Source organism: Citrobacter sp. VF227, assembly GCF_052950715.1.
This window is the reverse complement of record NZ_JBRFVF010000001.1, coordinates 607,634-628,067: the sequence shown is the minus strand read 5'-3', so window position 1 is coordinate 628,067 and position 20,434 is coordinate 607,634. Positions and strand designations below refer to the sequence as shown.

At 49.3% G+C, this 20,434-nt stretch carries 14 protein-coding genes, 2 tRNA genes and 1 other RNA gene; 10 read left to right on the top strand and 7 right to left on the bottom strand.

The window, feature by feature from the left end:
* Nucleotides 1-242 precede the first annotated feature (242 nt).
* From ACU8YC_RS03125 to narI, 4 genes are read left to right on the top strand one after another with little or no spacing between them, the layout of a single operon-like run.
* The gene (locus ACU8YC_RS03125; protein ID WP_151219394.1) at nucleotides 243-3,986 is read left to right on the top strand and encodes a nitrate reductase subunit alpha; all 3,744 of its coding nucleotides are present in this window, start codon (nucleotides 243-245) and stop codon (nucleotides 3,984-3,986) included.
* The gene (gene narH / locus ACU8YC_RS03120; protein ID WP_151219393.1) at nucleotides 3,983-5,521 is read left to right on the top strand and encodes a nitrate reductase subunit beta; all 1,539 of its coding nucleotides are present in this window, start codon (nucleotides 3,983-3,985) and stop codon (nucleotides 5,519-5,521) included. The genes ACU8YC_RS03125 and narH overlap by 4 nt, the downstream gene beginning before the upstream one ends.
* Nucleotides 5,518-6,228: a nitrate reductase molybdenum cofactor assembly chaperone gene (gene narJ, locus ACU8YC_RS03115; RefSeq protein ID WP_446894998.1), complete on the top strand. Its 711-nt coding sequence runs from the start codon at nucleotides 5,518-5,520 to the stop codon at nucleotides 6,226-6,228. Before narH ends, narJ begins: the two co-directional genes overlap by 4 nt.
* Nucleotides 6,228-6,905 carry a respiratory nitrate reductase subunit gamma gene (gene narI, locus ACU8YC_RS03110; RefSeq protein WP_151219391.1) on the top strand — a complete coding sequence of 226 codons (678 nt, stop codon included), beginning with the start codon at nucleotides 6,228-6,230 and terminating at the stop codon, nucleotides 6,903-6,905. Before narJ ends, narI begins: the two co-directional genes overlap by 1 nt.
* A 94-nt stretch (nucleotides 6,906-6,999) precedes the next feature.
* On the opposite strand, the gene ACU8YC_RS03105 is transcribed toward narI, so the two are convergent.
* From ACU8YC_RS03105 to ACU8YC_RS03085, 5 genes are all read right to left on the bottom strand, one after another.
* Nucleotides 7,000-7,130: non-coding RNA, RtT sRNA (locus tag ACU8YC_RS03105), on the bottom strand.
* A gap of 44 nt (nucleotides 7,131-7,174) precedes the next feature.
* Nucleotides 7,175-7,259: transfer RNA gene (locus ACU8YC_RS03100), tRNA-Tyr, on the bottom strand.
* Nucleotides 7,260-7,293: 34 nt separating this feature from the next.
* A tRNA-Tyr gene (locus ACU8YC_RS03095) sits at nucleotides 7,294-7,378 on the bottom strand.
* Nucleotides 7,379-7,533: 155 nt separating this feature from the next.
* A complete protein-coding gene (purU, locus tag ACU8YC_RS03090) occupies nucleotides 7,534-8,376 on the bottom strand; it encodes a formyltetrahydrofolate deformylase (protein ID WP_151219390.1) in 843 nt (280 codons plus the stop codon).
* A 55-nt stretch (nucleotides 8,377-8,431) separates the two neighbouring features.
* Nucleotides 8,432-8,887 carry a YchJ family protein gene (locus tag ACU8YC_RS03085; protein WP_151219389.1) on the bottom strand — a complete coding sequence of 152 codons (456 nt, stop codon included), beginning with the start codon at nucleotides 8,885-8,887 and terminating at the stop codon, nucleotides 8,432-8,434.
* Nucleotides 8,888-8,998: 111 nt separating this feature from the next.
* Here ACU8YC_RS03085 and rssA point away from each other — a divergent pair, with 111 nt between their 5' ends.
* From rssA to galU, 3 genes are all read left to right on the top strand, one after another.
* A complete protein-coding gene (gene rssA / locus ACU8YC_RS03080; RefSeq protein WP_210905164.1) occupies nucleotides 8,999-9,910 on the top strand; it encodes a patatin-like phospholipase RssA in 912 nt (303 codons plus the stop codon).
* A gap of 90 nt (nucleotides 9,911-10,000) precedes the next feature.
* Nucleotides 10,001-11,014 (top strand): two-component system response regulator RssB, encoded by a 1,014-nt coding sequence (rssB, locus tag ACU8YC_RS03075; protein WP_151219387.1) that lies wholly within the window; start codon nucleotides 10,001-10,003, stop codon nucleotides 11,012-11,014.
* 204 nt (nucleotides 11,015-11,218) lie between these two features.
* Nucleotides 11,219-12,127, top strand: a complete 909-nt coding sequence (gene galU, locus ACU8YC_RS03070) for a UTP--glucose-1-phosphate uridylyltransferase GalU (RefSeq protein ID WP_446894997.1) — start codon at nucleotides 11,219-11,221, stop codon at nucleotides 12,125-12,127.
* 137 nt (nucleotides 12,128-12,264) lie between these two features.
* Here the strand turns inward: galU and hns are convergent, their stop codons facing one another.
* Nucleotides 12,265-12,678: a histone-like nucleoid-structuring protein H-NS gene (gene hns / locus ACU8YC_RS03065; RefSeq protein WP_003020723.1), complete on the bottom strand. Its 414-nt coding sequence runs from the start codon at nucleotides 12,676-12,678 to the stop codon at nucleotides 12,265-12,267.
* A 622-nt stretch (nucleotides 12,679-13,300) separates the two neighbouring features.
* On the opposite strand from hns, the gene tdk reads away from it, so the two are divergent.
* Complete coding sequence (gene tdk / locus ACU8YC_RS03060; RefSeq protein WP_151219510.1) at nucleotides 13,301-13,918, top strand: thymidine kinase; 618 nt, start codon at nucleotides 13,301-13,303, stop codon at nucleotides 13,916-13,918.
* 235 nt (nucleotides 13,919-14,153) lie between these two features.
* On the opposite strand, the gene adhE is transcribed toward tdk, so the two are convergent.
* Nucleotides 14,154-16,832, bottom strand: a complete 2,679-nt coding sequence (gene adhE, locus ACU8YC_RS03055; protein ID WP_151219386.1) for a bifunctional acetaldehyde-CoA/alcohol dehydrogenase — start codon at nucleotides 16,830-16,832, stop codon at nucleotides 14,154-14,156.
* Nucleotides 16,833-17,321: 489 nt separating this feature from the next.
* Here adhE and ychE point away from each other — a divergent pair, with 489 nt between their 5' ends.
* Together ychE and oppA are read left to right on the top strand one after the other, a co-directional pair.
* Complete coding sequence (gene ychE / locus ACU8YC_RS03050) at nucleotides 17,322-17,969, top strand: NAAT family transporter YchE (protein ID WP_003020714.1); 648 nt, start codon at nucleotides 17,322-17,324, stop codon at nucleotides 17,967-17,969.
* 773 nt (nucleotides 17,970-18,742) lie between these two features.
* Nucleotides 18,743-20,374, top strand: coding sequence for an oligopeptide ABC transporter substrate-binding protein OppA (gene oppA / locus ACU8YC_RS03045; protein ID WP_151219384.1), 1,632 nt, complete (start codon nucleotides 18,743-18,745; stop codon nucleotides 20,372-20,374).
* The last annotated feature ends 60 nt before the right edge of the window (nucleotides 20,375-20,434 follow it).

Here is a 20,434-nt window from a genome sequence, read left to right as displayed (position 1 = left end):
CCACTTATAAAGAATTTAACATTTGTATGATAAGTGTATTTAAAAAAAATTATTATAATTCAGTTAGTTGACTGATTTATAGGTATCCCACTAAGGGGGTATGTGAAAATTGTCCCTCATTTTTCATCCCTGTCTGCCTTGATCGTTATCAATTCTTACGTCCTTTCAGAGCGTTACCTTCGCTCTCAATCAAGCAATGTCGATTTATCAGAGAGCCGTCAGGCTCCTACAGGAGAAAACCGATGAGTAAATTCCTGGACCGGTTTCGCTACTTCAAGCAGAAGGGCGAAACCTTTGCCGATGGGCACGGCCAGCTTCTCAATACTAACAGGGACTGGGAGGATGGATATCGCCAGCGTTGGCAGCATGACAAAATCGTGCGTTCAACCCACGGGGTAAACTGCACCGGCTCATGCAGCTGGAAAATCTACGTCAAAAATGGTCTGGTAACCTGGGAAACCCAGCAAACTGACTATCCTCGCACTCGTCCGGATATGCCAAACCACGAGCCTCGCGGCTGTCCGCGCGGTGCAAGCTACTCCTGGTATCTCTACAGCGCTAACCGTCTGAAGTACCCGCTGATGCGTAAACGTCTGATGAAGATGTGGCGTGAAGCAAAAAGATTACACAGCGATCCGGTAGATGCCTGGGCGTCTATTATCGAAGACGCCGACAAAGCAAAGAGCTTCAAACAAGCGCGCGGTCGTGGTGGTTTCGTTCGTTCTTCCTGGCAGGAAGTGAACGAACTGATTGCTGCGTCTAACGTGTATACCATCAAGACCTATGGCCCTGACCGCGTCGCTGGCTTCTCGCCCATCCCGGCAATGTCCATGGTCTCTTACGCTTCTGGCGCGCGCTACCTGTCGCTGATCGGCGGTACCTGCCTGAGCTTCTACGACTGGTATTGCGACTTACCGCCAGCATCTCCGCAAACCTGGGGTGAGCAAACAGACGTACCTGAATCCGCCGACTGGTACAACTCCAGCTATATTATTGCCTGGGGATCCAACGTACCTCAGACCCGTACCCCGGATGCGCACTTCTTCACTGAAGTTCGGTATAAAGGCACCAAAACGGTAGCAATTACGCCGGACTATGCAGAAATTGCCAAACTGTGCGACCTGTGGCTGGCACCGAAACAAGGGACCGATGCGGCGATGGCGATGGCGATGGGCCACGTCATGCTGCGCGAGTTCCACCTCGATAATCCGAGCCAGTACTTCACCGACTACGTACGTCGCTATACCGACATGCCAATGCTGGTGATGCTGGAAGAGCGCGACGGCTACTATGCTGCTGGTCGTATGCTGCGTGCGGCGGATTTGGTTGATGCTCTGGGCCAGGAAAACAATCCAGAATGGAAAACTGTTGCTATCAACAGCAACGGCGAAATGGTTGCGCCAAACGGTTCAATTGGTTTCCGTTGGGGCGAAAAAGGCAAATGGAACCTTGAGCAGCGTGACGGCACATCTGGTGATGAAACCGAACTGCAGCTCAGTCTGCTGGGGAGTCAGGATGACATCGCTGAAGTAGGTTTCCCATACTTTGGCGGTGAAGGTACTGAACATTTCAGCAAAGTAGAACTGGAAAACATTCTGCTGCATAAATTGCCGGTTAAACGTCTGCAACTGGCCGATGGTTCTACCGCACTGGTGACCACCGTTTACGACCTGACCATGGCCAACTACGGTCTGGAACGTGGTCTGAACGATGAAAATTGCGCGACCAGCTACGATGACGTGAAAGCGTATACCCCAGCATGGGCAGAGAAAATTACCGGCGTATCACGTGCTCAGATTGTGCGCATCGCCCGTGAATTTGCGGATAATGCCGACAAGACGCACGGTCGTTCGATGATTATCGTCGGTGCGGGCCTGAACCACTGGTACCACCTCGATATGAACTATCGCGGCCTAATCAATATGCTGATTTTCTGCGGTTGTGTGGGTCAGAGTGGTGGCGGCTGGGCACACTATGTCGGCCAGGAGAAACTGCGCCCTCAGACCGGCTGGCAGCCGCTGGCGTTTGCCCTTGACTGGCAGCGTCCGGCGCGTCACATGAACAGCACCTCCTACTTCTATAATCACTCCAGTCAGTGGCGGTATGAGACGGTCACCGCGCAGGAACTGCTGTCTCCGCTGGCAGATAAATCCCGCTATAGCGGCCACCTGATTGATTTTAACGTTCGCGCTGAACGTATGGGCTGGCTACCATCTGCGCCGCAGTTGGGTACCAACCCGCTGTATATCGCGCAAGAAGCGCAGAATGCAGGTATGACACCGGTGGATTACACCGTGAAATCCCTGAAAGAAGGCTCGATTCGCTTTGCGGCGGAACAACCTGAAAACGGTAAAAACCATCCGCGTAACCTGTTCATCTGGCGTTCTAACCTGCTCGGTTCTTCAGGTAAAGGACATGAGTACATGCTGAAGTACCTGCTGGGTACCGAGCACGGTATTCAGGGGATGGATTTGGGCCAGCAGAACGGCGTGAAGCCAGAAGAAGTGGAATGGCATGACAACGGACTGGACGGCAAACTGGATCTGGTGGTGACGCTGGACTTCCGTCTGTCGAGCACCTGTCTGTATTCCGACATCGTGCTGCCTACCGCAACCTGGTATGAAAAAGATGATATGAATACTTCGGATATGCATCCGTTTATTCATCCGCTGTCTGCCGCCGTTGACCCAGCCTGGGAGTCGAAAAGCGACTGGGAAATCTACAAAGGCATCGCGAAGACATTTTCTGAAGTCTGCGTAGGCCACCTCGGGAAAGAAACCGACGTCGTTACGCTGCCAATCCAGCACGATTCTGCCGCCGAACTGGCGCAACCGCTGGATGTAAAAGACTGGAAAAAAGGCGAATGCGACCTGATTCCGGGTGTTACCGCGCCGCACATCATGACCGTTGAGCGTGACTATCCGGCAACCTATGAGCGCTTTACTTCTATCGGTCCTTTGATGGAAAAAATCGGTAACGGCGGTAAAGGTATTGCCTGGAACACCCAGAGCGAAATGGATCTGCTGCGTAAGCTCAACTACACCAAGGCGGAAGGCCCGGCGAAAGGACAGCCTTGTCTAAACACGGCTATTGATGCCGCTGAGATGATCCTGACACTGGCCCCTGAAACCAATGGTCAGGTCGCCGTGAAAGCCTGGAAAGCGTTGAGTGAATTTACCGGACGTGACCATGCACATTTGGCGTTGAATAAAGAAGACGAAAAAATTCGCTTCCGTGACATTCAGGCGCAGCCGCGAAAAATTATTTCCAGCCCGACCTGGTCTGGTCTGGAAGATGAACATGTGTCTTATAACGCCGGTTATACCAACGTTCACGAACTGATCCCATGGCGTACGCTTTCCGGTCGCCAGCAGTTGTATCAGGATCATCAATGGATGCGTGATTTCGGTGAAAGCCTGTTGGTTTACCGCCCACCTATCGACACACGTTCAGTGAAAGAGGTGATGGGTGAGAAGTCTAACGGTAACCCGGAAAAAGCGCTTAACTTCCTGACGCCGCACCAGAAATGGGGTATCCACTCCACCTACAGCGACAACCTGCTGATGCTGACATTGTCACGCGGTGGTCCGATCGTGTGGATGAGTGAAGTCGATGCGAAAGAACTGGGTATCGAAGATAACGACTGGATCGAAGTTTTCAACAGCAACGGTGCGCTGACCGCACGTGCGGTTGTCAGCCAGCGTGTGCCGGCCGGGATGACCATGATGTACCACGCGCAGGAACGCATCGTTAACCTGCCGGGTTCAGAAATCACCCAGCAGCGCGGCGGGATCCATAACTCGGTGACCCGTATTACGCCGAAACCGACCCACATGATCGGCGGCTATGCGCAACTGGCATACGGTTTTAACTACTACGGTACCGTCGGTTCAAACCGCGATGAGTTCGTAGTTGTACGTAAGATGAAGAACATTAACTGGTTGGATGGCGAAGGCAATGACCAGGTACAGGAGAGCGTAAAATGAAAATTCGTTCACAAGTCGGCATGGTGCTGAATCTCGATAAGTGCATCGGCTGCCACACCTGTTCAGTGACCTGTAAAAACGTCTGGACCAGCCGCGAAGGTATGGAATACGCCTGGTTCAATAACGTCGAAAGTAAGCCTGGTGTTGGTTTCCCGAATGACTGGGAAAATCAGGAAAAATGGAAGGGCGGTTGGATCCGTAAAATCAACGGTAAGTTGCAACCGCGCATGGGTAACCGTGCGCTGCTGCTGGGTAAAATCTTTGCTAACCCGCATCTACCGGGCATGGATGACTACTACGAGCCGTTTGATTTCGACTATCAGAATCTGCACACCGCGCCGGAAGGCAGCAAAGCGCAGCCGATTGCCCGTCCGCGCTCGCTGATCACCGGTCAGCGGATGGACAAAATTACCAGCGGTCCTAACTGGGAAGAAATTCTGGGCGGCGAGTTCGAAAAACGCGCCAAAGACCAGAACTTCGAAAACATGCAGAAGGCAATGTACGGCCAGTTCGAAAACACCTTCATGATGTATTTGCCGCGCCTGTGTGAGCACTGCCTTAACCCGGCGTGTGTGGCGACCTGCCCGAGTGGCGCTATCTACAAGCGTGAAGAAGATGGCATCGTGCTGATCGACCAGGACAAGTGCCGTGGCTGGCGTATGTGCATCACCGGCTGCCCGTACAAGAAGATTTACTTCAACTGGAAGAGCGGGAAGTCCGAGAAGTGCATCTTTTGCTATCCGCGTATCGAAGCGGGTCAACCGACCGTTTGCTCCGAAACCTGTGTTGGTCGTATCCGTTATCTCGGCGTACTGCTGTATGACGCAGATGCGATCGAAAGCGCGGCCAGCACCGAGCACGAAAAGGATCTGTACCAGCGTCAACTGGACGTGTTCCTCGATCCGAACGATCCAGCGGTTATTGAACAGGCGCTGAAAGATGGTATTCCGCTGAGCGTCATTGACGCTGCACAACAGTCTCCGGTTTACAAAATGGCGATGGACTGGAAGCTGGCGCTGCCGCTGCATCCGGAATACCGCACGCTACCGATGGTCTGGTATGTGCCGCCTTTGTCACCGATTCAGTCTGCCGCGGACGCGGGTACGCTTGGTAGCAACGGTATTCTGCCGGACGTTGAGAGTTTGCGTATCCCGGTTCAATACCTGGCGAACCTCCTCACCGCAGGCGACACACAGCCGGTACTGTTGGCGCTGAAACGTATGCTGGCGATGCGTCACTACAAACGTGCGGAAACCGTTGACGGTAAAGTTGATACCCGTGCGCTGGAAGAGGTGGGATTAAGCGAAGCGCAGGCACAGGAAATGTATCGTTATCTGGCGATTGCTAACTACGAAGATCGTTTCGTGGTACCGAGCAGTCATCGTGAACTGGCGCGTGAGGCGTTCCCGGAGAAAAGCGGTTGCGGCTTTACCTTCGGTGACGGTTGCCACGGTTCTGATACTAAATTCAATCTGTTCAACAGCCGCCGCATCGACGCTGTTGATGTGACCAGCAAAACGGAGCCGCACCAATGATTGAACTCGTCATTGTTTCGCGTCTGCTCGAGTACCCGGATGCTGCCTTATGGCAGCATCAGCAGGAACTTTTCGATGCACTCGCGTCATCTGAAAACCTGGATAAAGAGGATGCCCAGACCCTGGGCGTTTTCCTGCGCGATCTCACTGCGCAGGACATGCTGGATGTGCAGGCAAGCTATAGCGAACTGTTTGACCGTGGTCGCGCCACCTCGCTGCTGTTGTTTGAACATGTACACGGCGAGTCCCGCGATCGTGGTCAGGCGATGGTCGATCTGATGTCGCAGTATGAGCAGCACGGTTTGCAGCTCGACAGCCGCGAGCTTCCCGATCATCTTCCGCTGTATCTGGAATACCTTGCGCAACTGCAGAAAAGCGAAGCGTTAGCTGGATTACAGGATATAGCACCAATTCTGGCGCTGCTCAGCGCACGTTTGCAACAGCGTGAAAGCCGTTATGCGATGCTGTTTGATCTGCTGTTAAAACTGGCGAATACCGTTATCGACAGCGATAAAGTGGCTGAAAAGATTGCGGATGAAGCGCGTGATGATACCCCACAAGCGCTGGATGCAGTTTGGGAAGAAGAGCAAGTGAAATTCTTCGCCGATCAGGGGTGTGGCGAGTCGGAAATCACCGCTTATCAGCGTCGTTTTGCCGGGGCCGTTGCGCCGCAGTATCTGAATATCACCACCGGAGGACAGCAATAATGCACTTCCTGAATACGTTCTTCTTTGACATCTATCCGTACATTGCAGGTTCAGTCTTTCTGATCGGCAGCTGGCTGCGTTATGACTACGGACAGTACACCTGGCGTGCGGCGTCCAGCCAGATGCTGGATCGTAAAGGGATGAACATGGCGTCAAACCTGTTTCATATCGGGATTCTGGGTATTTTTGCCGGTCACTTCCTTGGTATGTTAACGCCGCACTGGATGTATGAAGCGTGGCTGCCGCTCGAAGTGAAGCAGAAGATGGCGATGTTTGCGGGCGGGGCATCCGGCGTGATGTGCCTGGTTGGTGGCGTTTTACTGCTTAAACGCCGTCTGTTCAGCCCACGTGTGCGGGCAACCACGACTGCAGCAGATATTTTGATTCTTTCCCTGCTGGTGGTTCAGTGTGCGCTGGGCCTGTTGACCATTCCGTTCTCTGCCCAGCATATGGACGGCAGCGAGATGATGAAGCTGGTGAACTGGGCACAGTCTGTGGTGACTTTCCACGGCGGAGCGTCTCAATATCTGGATGGTGTTGCGTTTATTTTCCGTATGCACCTGGTGTTGGGGATGACGCTGTTCCTGTTGTTCCCATTCTCGCGCCTGGTGCACATCTGGAGCGTTCCGGTCGAGTACCTGACGCGTAAATACCAGATTGTACGAGCGCGTCACTAATCGGTTATCTGTATTAGACAAACCCTGCTTCGGCGGGGTTTTTTTATGGTTGTTTGCAAGAAGATGTATTTAGCTGAAGTGTTACTGGAGAAGTAGGTGGTGGGGGAAGGATTACTCAGCGCTGCGCGCTTCGCCCTTCGGGTCGTTGCCTGCGGCAACGCTTTCTCGCTACGCTCGAATCGAACCTTAGTCGAAGCTTCTCATCCTTCCCTATTGGGCGGTTCATGGGGCACTACAGATGAATTCGGTGTTGGTGCTATATGAAATGATGGTGGTGGGGGAAGGATTCGAACCTTCGAAGTCGATGACGGCAGATTTACAGTCTGCTCCCTTTGGCCGCTCGGGAACCCCACCTGGGGTATACTGATTTTGTGAACTAGCTGAATAATGGTGGTGGGGGAAGGATTCGAACCTTCGAAGTCGATGACGGCAGATTTACAGTCTGCTCCCTTTGGCCGCTCGGGAACCCCACCACGGGGTAATGCTTTTACTGGCCTGCTTCCGTTGGAAGCGGGGCGCATCATATCAAATGATGCGCCGCTGTAAAGCATTCCTTTGCTTAACATGAACTGTTTGCGTACTTTTCATCCGTAACGCAGTAAAGCTAATCAATTCATATTATTGGTGATTACAGAATAATCGTTCGGTTACCGTAAACAAAGACGCGTTGAGCCAGAACCTGATACAGCGCGCGGCTTAATACATTTTTCTCAACGTCACGACCTGCGCGCATCATATCTTCTGCACTGTAGGTGTGATCCACATGAATCACGTCCTGCATAATAATTGGACCTTCATCGAGATTATCATTCACATAATGCGCCGTCGCACCGATGATCTTCACGCCGCGCTCATAGGCTTGATGGTAAGGGCGAGCACCAATAAACGCTGGCAGGAATGAATGGTGGATATTGATAATCTTATTCGGGAAGCGGGAAACAAATGTAGGTGTCAGAACGCGCATGTATTTTGCCAGCACGACATAGTCCGGTTGGTGCGCGTCGATAGCGTCGGCCATTTTCTGGTCATGCTCGTCACGCGTTAAACCTTCATGGCTGACCAGCTCAAACGGAATATCGAATCGCTCAACCAAGGAGCGCAGCGTCTCGTGGTTGCCGATCACCGCAGCGATTTCAACATCCAGTCCGCCATAATTGGCCTTCATTAACAGATCGCCCAAACAATGAGCTTCTTTAGTGACCAAAATGACGATGCGACGGCGGCCTGCTGGCGTTAATTCACGAATGGAGCCTTCGGGTAAGGCGCTATCCAGATCGGCAAGCAGCGTGACGTCGTTAAAAATACCCTCCAGTTCGGTACGCATAAAAAAACGCCCGGTACGGTGGTCCACGAACTCATTGTTTTGCACGATATTCAGCTCGTGTTTGTAACAGATATTCGTAATGCGTGCGATCAGACCTTTTTGGTCCGGGCAAATAGTACGCAGTACTTTTCGTTGTAATGAATGCATTTGCAGCGGTGATCCTGTTGAGAATGTTTGCAAAATTGATACTGTCGGGCGTTGACTAGCCGCAGCACTTTTTAAATTTTTTACCGGAGCCACAAGGGCAGGTATCGTTTCGTCCAATTTGAGGGCGTGTACCGTCTATATAGTACCACTGACCGTTTTCTTTTAGAAAACGAGAGCGCTCGATAATTACGCCTGTTTTACCTTGTTCTGTAAACCGTGCGACAAAGCTGACATAGCCGGTATTTTCTGCGTCTGTCGTCTCTTGTTCAAAAACGGTCAGTCCGAGCCATTCGGTATGGCTAAATCCTGCGATAATGTCGTCGCGAAACGCGGTTGCATGACAGTCTGGATGCCAGGTTTTGATCAGGTAATCTGCGTCCTTCATCACAAAAGCGCAGTAGCGAGAACGCATGAGGTGTGACGGCGTAGGTGCTACTTGTTCGCCAGACACATAACGGTAGCAACATAGGCTATACTCGACAGCGCTACCACAGGGACAAACCTGAGACACAAAATACTCCCTGGAATAAAAAAACGGCGTAAAAACGCCACGGTGGCACTATGTTAACTGAGCCGTAGTGATGTTGCTACGTCTGCAAGCCAGGGGAAGTCTGTAGGTACAATGAGAAAAATAAAAATTGGGCTGGCGCTAGGTTCCGGCGCAGCGCGAGGCTGGTCGCATATTGGTGTGATTAAAGCCCTGAAACACATGGGCATTGATATTGATATCGTTGCGGGTTGTTCTATCGGCTCGTTGGTGGGCGCCGCTTATGCCTGCAATAAATTACCTGCCCTTGAGCAGTGGGTTTGCTCATTCAGCTATTGGGATGTTTTACGCCTGATGGATCTCTCGTGGCGTAGAGGTGGATTGCTGCGCGGTGAACGTGTATTCAATCAGTATCGTAATGTCATGCCGGTAGAAGCTATTGAACAATGCTCACGTCGTTTCGCAACGGTTGCCACAAACCTGAGCACGGGTCGGGAGCTATGGTTCACCGAAGGTGATTTGCATCTCGCTGTCCGAGCCTCCTGCAGTATTCCCGGTCTGATGTCTCCCGTGGCGCATAATGGTTACTGGTTGGTCGATGGTGCAGTGGTGAATCCCGTACCTGTGTCCCTGACCCGCGCGCTGGGTGCTGACATCGTTATTGCCGTCGATCTGCAACACGATGCGCATCTTATGCAGCAAGATTTACTCTCCTTCAACGTCAGCAGTGATAGCGAATTGAGTGGTGACACTGACGAGCTTTCCTGGCGTGCCCGCCTGAAAGAGCGTTTGAGCAACATTACGGCCAGGCGTGCGGTCACCGCACCGACGGCGATGGAAATCATGACGACCTCTATTCAGGTTCTGGAAAACCGTCTGAAACGTAACCGCATGGCTGGCGACCCGCCGGATATTCTGATTCAGCCGTTTTGTCCGCAAATATCCACGTTGGATTTCCACCGCGCTAGCGCAGCAATTGCTGCCGGACAACTGGCGGTCGAGAAGAAAATGGATGAACTTCTACCCTTGGTGAAAACCAACGTCTAACGCATTTTTTATCAACACTTAAGCAAATTCTGACAGGCGTGAGTAGCAATAGCATGCCACTATTTACTAAAGCCAGTCAGGGGGGAGAATATGACGCAGCCATTGGTCGGAAAACAGATTCTTATCGTTGAGGATGAGCCGGTATTTCGCTCACTCATGGACTCATGGTTTTCCTCTTTGGGGGCGACAACAGCGGTAGCTGGCGATGGGCTTGAAGCTCTGGAATTACTCGGACACTTTAACCCAGACTTGATGATCTGTGATCTGGCTATGCCAAGAATGAACGGCCTCAAACTGGTGGAGTATCTGCGTAATCGTGGCGATCAGACCCCGATACTGGTGATCTCCGCAACGGAAAACATGTCCGACATCGCTAAGGCGCTGCGCTTGGGGGTGGATGATGTGCTACTGAAACCAGTAAAGGACCTTAACCGCCTACGTGAAACCGTCTTTGCGTGCTTGTATCCCAATATGTTTAATTCACGTGTGGAAGAAGAAGAACGGCTGTTTCGCGACTGGGATGCGATGGTCGGCGATCCGGCTGCTGCGGCAAAGCTGTTACAAGAATTACAGCCTCCGGTGTCACAAGTGATTTCACACTGTCGAATCAATTATCGCCAGTTAGTGGCCGCCGATCAGCCGGGGCTGGTACTGGATATTGCGCCGCTCTCGGACCATGACCTTGCGTTTTATTGCCTTGATGTGACAAGGGCAGGGGATAACGGTGTCCTGGCAGCATTATTACTGCGCGCGCTATTTAACGGTTTGTTGCAGGAACAGTTGGCACATCAAAATCAACGGTTACCGGAGCTCGGTGCGTTATTGAAGCAGGTAAACCATTTACTGCGCCAGGCTAATTTGCCTGGACAGTTTCCCTTGCTGGTGGGCTATTACCACAGCGAATTAAAAAACCTGATTTTGGTATCTGCAGGGCTGAATGCGACATTAAATACGGGTTCCCACAACGTACAAATCAGTAATGGCGTTCCGCTGGGCACTTTAGGTAATGCGTATCTTAATCAACTAAGTCAACGCTGCGAGTCCTGGCAATGCCAAATTTGGGGGGCTGGTGGTCGTTTGCGCCTGATGTTGTCTGCGGAATGAACAATTGACAGGTGTGGGAATCAAATTGGTTCACCTCTCTCATGCTGCGGGTGCTACTATCAGCGCCAGATTTATTCGTATTTATCTTAATTATACCGACGCGCGTCCTTTTCAGACCAGAAGCTTGTCGCTGTACTGATATACTGGGATGCGATACAGATTGATGAACACGTTCAATACATGAACAGTCCAGGAGAGTTTTAAATGGCTGCCCTTAATTCGAAAGTCAAAAAGGCTGTTATCCCGGTAGCGGGATTAGGAACCAGGATGTTACCGGCTACGAAAGCTATCCCGAAAGAGATGCTACCGTTGGTTGATAAGCCATTAATTCAGTACGTCGTAAACGAATGTATTGCTGCGGGCATCACTGAAATTGTGCTTGTTACTCACTCGTCTAAAAATTCGATTGAGAACCACTTTGATACCAGCTTTGAACTTGAAGCTATGCTGGAAAAACGTGTAAAACGTCAACTTCTGGAAGAAGTGCAGTCTATTTGTCCGCCGCATGTCACTATTATGCAGGTGCGTCAGGGGCTGGCCAAAGGTCTGGGTCACGCGGTATTGTGCGCACATCCGGTAGTGGGTGATGAACCAATTGCGGTTATCCTGCCGGACGTAATTCTTGATGAATACGAATCTGATTTATCACGCGACAACCTTGCCGAAATGATTCATCGTTTTGATGAAACAGGCAGTAGCCAGATTATGGTTGAGCCGGTAGAAGATGTTACCGCTTATGGTGTTGTTGATTGTAAGGGCGTTGAATTAGCTCCTGGCGAAAGCGTACCGATGGTTGGCGTTGTTGAAAAGCCGAAGGCCGATGTAGCGCCATCTAATTTGGCCGTTGTGGGGCGTTACGTGCTGAGCGCAGATATTTGGCCTCTGCTGGCTAAAACCCCTCCGGGAGCGGGTGATGAAATTCAGCTGACTGATGCTATTGATATGCTGATTGAAAAAGAAACGGTTGAAGCTTATCACATGAAGGGCAAAAGCCATGACTGTGGTAATAAGCTGGGTTATATGCAAGCGTTCGTAGAATATGGTATTCGCCATAATACACTGGGTGCTGAATTTAAAGCCTGGCTGGAAGAAGAGATGGGTATTAAGAAGTAACCTCCAGGTATTACCAGGTAAGAACGGCGCTGTTAACCCAGCGCCGTTTTTTTATACCTAATCCAGGTATGGATAGAGCGAAGTAGCGGCAAAAAAAATCCCGCCATTGGCGGGATTTTGAACAGCGTAATTCTGAATTATTCCTTGATCAGGAAGTCATCCAGTTGTTTACCTTGTTCTTCCATCGCTTTTTTGATCACAGCCGGTGTACGACCCTGGCCAGTCCAGGTTTTAGTTTCACCGTTTTCGTCAACATAGCTATATTTAGCCGGACGCGCAGCACGTTTAGCTTTGGTGCCAGATTTAACAGCAGCCATGCTATTCAGCAGTTCGTTCGGATCAATGCCGTCAGCGATCAGCATTTCACGATATTGTTGCAGTTTACGAGTACGTTCTTCAACTTCAGCAGCGGCAGCGCTTTCTTCTTCACGGCGCTCGCTAACTACAACTTCTAATTTTTCCAGCATTTCTTCAAGCGTTTCCAGAGTACATTCTCTTGCCTGCGCACGAAGAGTACGGATGTTGTTCAGAATTTTAAGTGCTTCGCTCATTGTAGTAATCTCAAACTTATATTGGGGGTGGTTTGTTGAGCTAATAATAGAGCGATAAATTCAGTTGTGCAATAGCCAGGAATGTAAGGAATTCAAAATTGCGCTTTATTTAGTATCAGAATTAATTCTTCTGTCATAAATTCCACGTGCTGTTGGGCATAAAAAAGGCTTATTGGTGAGGGGGCTTCTCAGCAGTTGAGAGTAAAAATTCAAGATTCAGGTCACATTTTATGGTGTACAAATAGTATCTCTTTGCAGTGATTTCAACCTTTTGTATTAGTTTTGCTTACGTGAATTCACTAATACAAGGCGACTGTGGGTAGATTCAATAACAATAAGGAAAGGGTTTCTTTATTGCCACAGGATGAAAAACCGCATGGATAAATTTCATGAGCACTATTTGTGAAAGAGTATGTATATACACATCCAGTTTCAGGTTATCTGGGCTATGGCAGAGTGTACTCATGCTCTCATGTAACTTAAAAAACTGGTTATTAAGGCGACACTGAGCGAGCCTGTATGCGCATTTATACGCCTTTGGGAGCAACGCTACGCCGACACTTTCGTGAAATATGATACAATCCCGCCCATATTTATTTCCCCAGGTGAGGGCCTTCGGTCAATGGCACAGCTATATTTTTACTATTCTGCAATGAATGCCGGTAAGTCGACTGCATTGCTGCAATCTTCGTACAATTATCAGGAACGTGGGATGCGTGCTGTTGTATATACAGCGGAAATTGATGACCGTTTTGGCGCTGGAAAAGTAAGTTCACGTATAGGTCTGTCGTCACCTGCAAAATTGTTTAACCAAAATTCATCATTGTTCGAAGAGATTCGTGCTGAAAACGAGCTGCAAAGAATTCACTGTGTACTGGTTGATGAGTCGCAGTTTCTGACTCGGCAACAGGTTTATGAATTATCTGAAGTAGTCGATCGGCTGGATATTCCCGTGTTGTGCTATGGTTTACGCACAGATTTCCGTGGTGAATTATTTGGCGGCAGCGAATACCTGCTTGCATGGTCTGATAAGCTGGTTGAATTAAAAACCATTTGTTTCTGTGGGCGTAAGGCCAGTATGGTTTTACGTCTTGATCAGGCTGGAAGACCCTATAACGAGGGCGAGCAGGTCGTTATTGGCGGGAATGAACGTTATGTCTCGGTTTGTCGTAAACATTATAAACAAGCGCAGTCTGAGGGCTCTCTGACGGCGATACAAGAGCGACACAGCCACGATTAACCCTTAGCGCTTACGCGCGCTTAGTCACGCAGGGTAGGCCGCGACATTCGACAATGTTCTCTACCCTGTCAGGTTCTCTCTGACGCAATTCTTACACCGTACTGGCCCCACTCCAACAGAACCATCCTCTATACGCCTCTGAATTACGTATATGCCTGTTCCGATAGAGTAGGACATAAAAAAACGGCCCCAATGTGGGGCCGTTTAGAGTGAAACTAAAACTTATCTGGTCGAATTAAGCGGATTTCTTCGCTTTCTTCTCAGCTTTCGGTGCTGCTACTGTTTCAGTCTTAGCTGCGGCCTGGCCTTCGCTGTACTCACGACCGTAGTAGGTATCCAGCAGGATCTGTTTCAGTTCAGAAATCAGCGGGTAACGCGGGTTAGCACCAGTACACTGGTCATCAAACGCATCTTCAGACAGTTTGTCCACGTGTGCCAGGAAGTCAGCTTCCTGAACGCCAGCTTCACGGATAGACTTAGGAATACCCAGTTCAGCTTTGATTTCTTCAAGCCAGCCCAGCAGTTTCTGGATTTTCGCAGCAGTGCGGTCGCCCGGTGCGCTCAGACCCAGATGATCTGCGATTTCAGCATAGCGACGACGAGCTTGTGGGCGGTCATACTGGCTGAATGCAGTCTGTTTAGTCGGGTTGTCGTTGGCGTTATAACGAATAACGTTGCTGATCAGCAGGGCGTTCGCCAGACCGTGAGGAATGTGGAACTGAGAACCCAGCTTGTGCGCCATTGAGTGACATACACCCAGGAAGGCGTTAGCAAACGCGATACCGGCGATGGTTGCTGCACTGTGTACACGTTCACGAGCTACCGGGTTCTTAGAACCTTCATGGTAGGACGCCGGCAGGTTTTCTTTCAGCAGTTTCAGCGCCTGCAGTGCCTGACCGTCAGAGAACTCAGAAGCCAGTACGGAAACGTAAGCTTCCAAAGCGTGAGTTACGGCATCAAGACCACCGAACGCACACAGGGACTTCGGCATATCCATGACCAGGTTAGCATCAACAATCGCCATATCCGGAGTCAGCGCATAGTCTGCCAGCGGGTATTTCTGCCCGGTTGCGTCGTCAGTAACAACAGCAAACGGAGTCACTTCAGAACCGGTACCGGAAGTGGTAGTAACGGCAACCATCTTCGCTTTGACGCCCATTTTCGGGAACTTGTAGATACGTTTACGGATGTCCATAAAGCGCAGCGCCAGTTCTTCAAAGTGAGTTTCCGGATGCTCGTACATAACCCACATAATTTTCGCGGCGTCCATCGGGGAACCACCACCCAGCGCAATGATCACGTCTGGTTTGAAAGAGTTAGCCAGCTCAGCACCTTTGCGTACAACGGTCAGAGTTGGGTCAGCTTCGACTTCAAAGAACACTTCAGTTTCAACGCCAGCAGCTTTCAGCACGGAAGTGATTTGATCAGCATAACCGTTGTTAAACAGGAAGCGGTCGGTCACGATCAGCGCACGTTTGTGACCATCGGTAATCACTTCATCCAGTGCGATTGGCAGAGAGCCACGACGGAAGTAGATAGATTTCGGAAGTTTGTGCCACAACATGTTTTCAGCTCGCTTAGCAACGGTTTTCTTGTTGATCAGGTGCTTAGGACCAACGTTTTCAGAGATGGAGTTACCACCCCATGAACCACAACCCAGAGTCAGGGAAGGTGCGAGTTTGAAGTTGTACAGGTCACCGATACCACCCTGAGATGCAGGGGTGTTAATCAGGATACGTGCGGTTTTCATCATCTGGCCGAAGTAAGCAACGCGTTCTGGCTGGTTGTCCTGGTCGGTGTACAGGCAAGAGGTATGACCGATACCGCCCATCGCAACCAGTTTTTCAGCTTTATTAACGGCGTCTTCAAAGTCTTTCGCACGGTACATCGCCAGCGTCGGAGACAGTTTTTCGTGAGCAAACGGTTCGCTTTCGTCAACAACCTTCACTTCGCCGATCAGAATCTTGGTGGTTTCTGGTACGGAGAAGCCTGCCAGTTCAGCAATTTTGTATGCCGGCTGACCAACGATGGCCGCGTTCAGCGCGCCATTTTTCAGGATAACGTCCTGAACAGCTTTCAGCTCTTTACCCTGCAGCATGTAGCCACCGTGAGTCGCGAAACGCTCACGTACTGCGTCATATACAGAGTCAACAACAACAACAGACTGTTCAGAAGCACAGATTACGCCGTTATCGAAGGTTTTAGACATCAGAACGGAGGCAACAGCACGCTTGATATCTGCGGTTTCATCGATGACAACCGGGGTGTTACCTGCGCCTACGCCGATAGCTGGTTTACCGGAGCTGTATGCAGCTTTCACCATGCCTGGACCACCAGTAGCAAGGATCAGGTTGATGTCCGGGTGGTGCATCAGCGCGTTAGACAGTTCTACGGAAGGTTGATCGATCCAGCCGATCAGATCTTTCGGCGCGCCAGCAGCGATGGCTGCCTGCAGAACGATATCAGCGGCTTTATTGGTCGCATCTTTAGCACGCGGATGCGGAGAGAAGATGATGGCGTTACGCGTCTTCAGGCTGATCAGCGATTTGAAGATGGCAGTAGAAGTTGGGTTAGTGGTTGGAACGATACCGCAGATAATACCAATCGGTTCAGCGATGGTAATGGTACCGAAAGTGTCGTCCTCAGACAGCACACCACAGGTCTTTTCATCTTTATATGCGTTATAGATGTATTCTGAAGCGAAGTGGTTTTTAATCACTTTATCTTCGACGATGCCCATGCCGGATTCGGCAACGGCCATTTTCGCGAGAGGGATTCGAGCGTCTGCGGCAGCCAGAGCGGCGGCACGGAAGATTTTGTCAACCTGTTCTTGAGTGAAACTGGCATATTCACGCTGGGCTTTTTTTACGCGCTCTACAAGTGCGTTAAGTTCAGCGACATTAGTAACAGCCATAATGCTCTCCTGATAATGTTAAACTTTTTTAGTAAATCATCTGCTCGATACGAGAGTATAGACAGATCGACGAAAATTTGTGTAACGTTTTGAAAATCAAACGGTTAATTAACGTCCGTTTTACCTTGATTTACTAAAAGAGCTTATGCGTTAGCGTCAGTTAACTCTAACGCGTTACCTCCAGGTGGCGTAAGCAAGATTACTCACTTCTGAGTAGTAATTGCGTGATCTGGATCAATATTTCGCAAAGCTGACACCTTTCAGCAGGCCCTTTTAGCGTTTATCGGTAAGTGTTAATGAATTGATGTGATGAATTCCAATGACATTAGCATATTCAATACATATTAATAACACTCACTATTGGTAGCGTATTTACGTAGATAAACGCAGATAGAAGGTGAAGTATGCTGACAAAAAGCGTATCTTCAGCGCGGATTTTATCAATTTTTTTATGACTCATTTTATCCGGCTAACGCTTCGGAGCTAACCGTGATCCAAACGCTATTTGATTTTCCTGTCTATTTTAAATTTTTCATTGGGTTATTTGCGTTGGTCAACCCGGTGGGGATTATCCCTGTCTTTATCAGCATGACCAGCTACCAAACGGCTGCAGCGCGCAACAAAACCAACCTTACGGCAAACCTTTCGGTTGCCATCATCCTGTGGACTTCGCTGTTCCTTGGTGACGGTATTCTGCAACTTTTCGGTATCTCGATAGACTCGTTCAGGATTGCCGGCGGCATCCTGGTGGTGACTATTGCGATGTCGATGATTAGCGGAAAACTTGGCGAAGATAAGCAAAATAAACAGGAAAAATCAGAAACCGCTATTCGCGAAAGCATCGGTGTTGTGCCACTGGCCTTGCCTCTGATGGCAGGGCCGGGGGCGATAAGCTCAACTATCGTTTGGGGCACGCGGTATCATAGTGCGATTAACCTGTTTGGTTTTTTTGTGGCAATTGCGCTGTTTGCCCTGTGCTGTTGGGGGCTGTTCCGTATGGCGCCATGGTTAGTTCGCCTGCTGGGCCAAACGGGCATCAACGTCATTACGCGTATTATGGGATTGCTGTTAATGGCTCTGGGGATTGAGTTCATTGTTACTGGAATCAAGTCTATTTTCCCCGGTTTGCTTGCCTGATATCCCTCTTTTGCATCAACGGAGCCACTATCGGCTCCGTTTCCTTTCATTATCAGTAAAACTTCTCACTAAAGTTGAAAAGTAGCACAACAAAAATAATAAAAACTTATGTTTAGCTCTTTTGTTATTCATTGAATTTATAGATATAACTCTCAACAGTCCGCCTGTGGTGGCTAAGTGTCGCTGTTATTTTAGTAACATCATACTCTGGGGCTTGCTGTAGGATTATCGAAATGTTATTAGTTATTTCAGCGTTTTTTTTAGATGAATGTGCTAATTAATAACCAATTGTTAAATTAATGTGTATTTGAGCGCGGTGTTGATACCGGACAGGGTAGTTAACAATGCTTGATGTTCAACGTTATGATTTTTAATGATTTTTTGTGATAAATCTTCATTCGAAAGACTTTTCTACTGAGATTTATTTTCAATAAAAGAGAATTGGTTAACAAATTTGTAAAATGTATTGGCGGTTAAGAAACGCATTTGATACTTTCCGGTCAGGTATTTTGCAGAAGATTTCACGTTGATGAGAATCATTTTCAATTGATTTCTCTCAACAGGGTAACAGCGTGTTTCCGGCAGGGGAAACACGATCGATAATCGACGCAAGGCGGTCGTACGAATCGCCAGAATAAATAGAGTCGGTGATAGCAAGCAGTAAAACAATAAACCACCTGACGGCAGAAAATCTCCGATGCCGTACAGGGATCCTGACAGGATTAACAGTCTGGTTAAAAAGCCAGCCATAATAATGAGGGAGTACAAACACAATGACTAACATCACTAAAAAAAGTTTAGTAGCTGCGGGGATCCTAACTGCGCTAGTCGCTGGAAATGCTGCCACAGCAGCAGTTGTGCCAGCCGGTGTGCAGCTTGCTGAAAAGCAGACTCTGGTGCGTAATAACGGTTCGGAAGTTCAGTCGCTCGATCCACATAAAATCGAAGGTGTGCCTGAATCCAACATCAACCGTGACCTGTTTGAAGGTTTATTAATCAGTGATGTTGATGGCAAACCATCACCAGGCGTAGCTGAAAAATGGGAAAATAAAGACTTTAAAGTCTGGACATTCCATCTGCGTAAAGATGCAAAGTGGTCTGACGGTACGCCAGTCACCGCGCAAGATTTCGTGTATAGCTGGCAGCGGCTGGCTAACCCAAATACCGCGTCACCGTACGCCAGCTATTTGCAGTACGGCCACATCGTCAATATTGATGATATTATCGCCGGTAAAAAGCCGGTCACCGATCTCGGCGTTAAAGCTCTCGACGATCATACATTTGAAGTCACCCTGAGCGAGCCGGTTCCTTATTTCTACAAACTGCTTGTGCACTCATCCGTTTCACCGGTTCCTAAAGCCGCAGTTGAAAAATACGGTGAGAAGTGGACCCAGCCAGCTAACATCGTCACTAACGGTGCTTATAAACTGAAAGACTGGGTTGTCAACGAGCGCATTGTGCTTGAGCGTAATACTAACTACTGGGACAACGCGAAAACCGTTATAAACCAGGTTACCTATTTGCCAATTGCTTCTGAAGTGACTGACGTGAACCGCTATCGCAGCGGTGAAATCGACATGACCTATAACAACATGCCGATCGAGTTATTCCAGAAACTGAAAAAAGAGATCCCGAACGAAGTTCACGTTGACCCGTACCTGTGCACCTATTATTACGAAATCAACAATCAGAAAGCACCGTTCAACGATGTTCGCGTTCGTACTGCCCTGAAACTGGCGTTGGATCGTGACATTATCGTCAATAAAGTGAAAAACCAGGGCGACCTGCCTGCATATAGCTTTACTCCTCCTTACACCGATGGGGCAAAATTGGTTGAACCAGAGTGGTTCAAATGGTCTCAGGAAAAACGTAATGAAGAAGCGAAAAAACTGCTGGCTGAAGCAGGCTTCACCGCTGAAAAGCCGTTGACCTTTGACCTGCTGTATAACACCTCAGACCTGCATAAGAAGCTGGCCATCGCAGCGGCATCCATCTGGAAGAAAAATCTGGGTGCCAACGTGAAGCTGGAAAATCAGGAGTGGAAAACATTCCTCGATACGCGCCATCAGGGTAACTATGATGTTTCGCGTGCGGGTTGGTGTGCGGATTACAACGAACCAACATCCTTCCTGAACATGGTGCTGTCCGACAGCTCCAACAACACTGTGCACTATAAGAGCCCAGCGTTTGATAAGCTGATTGCCGATACCCTGAAAGTGACTGATGAAGCACAGCGCAGCGAACTGTATTCAAAAGCGGAACAGCAATTGGATAAAGATTCTGCGATTGTACCGGTTTATTACTATGTTAACGCCCGTCTGGTGAAACCGTGGGTTGGCGGATACTCTGGTAAAGACCCGATGGATAATATCCACGTCAAAGACTTGTATATTATCAAGCATTAATGGCAAGACGTGGGGCATTTTTATTGCCCCACAGTGTCTTTTTTCTTCGAACTATTAATA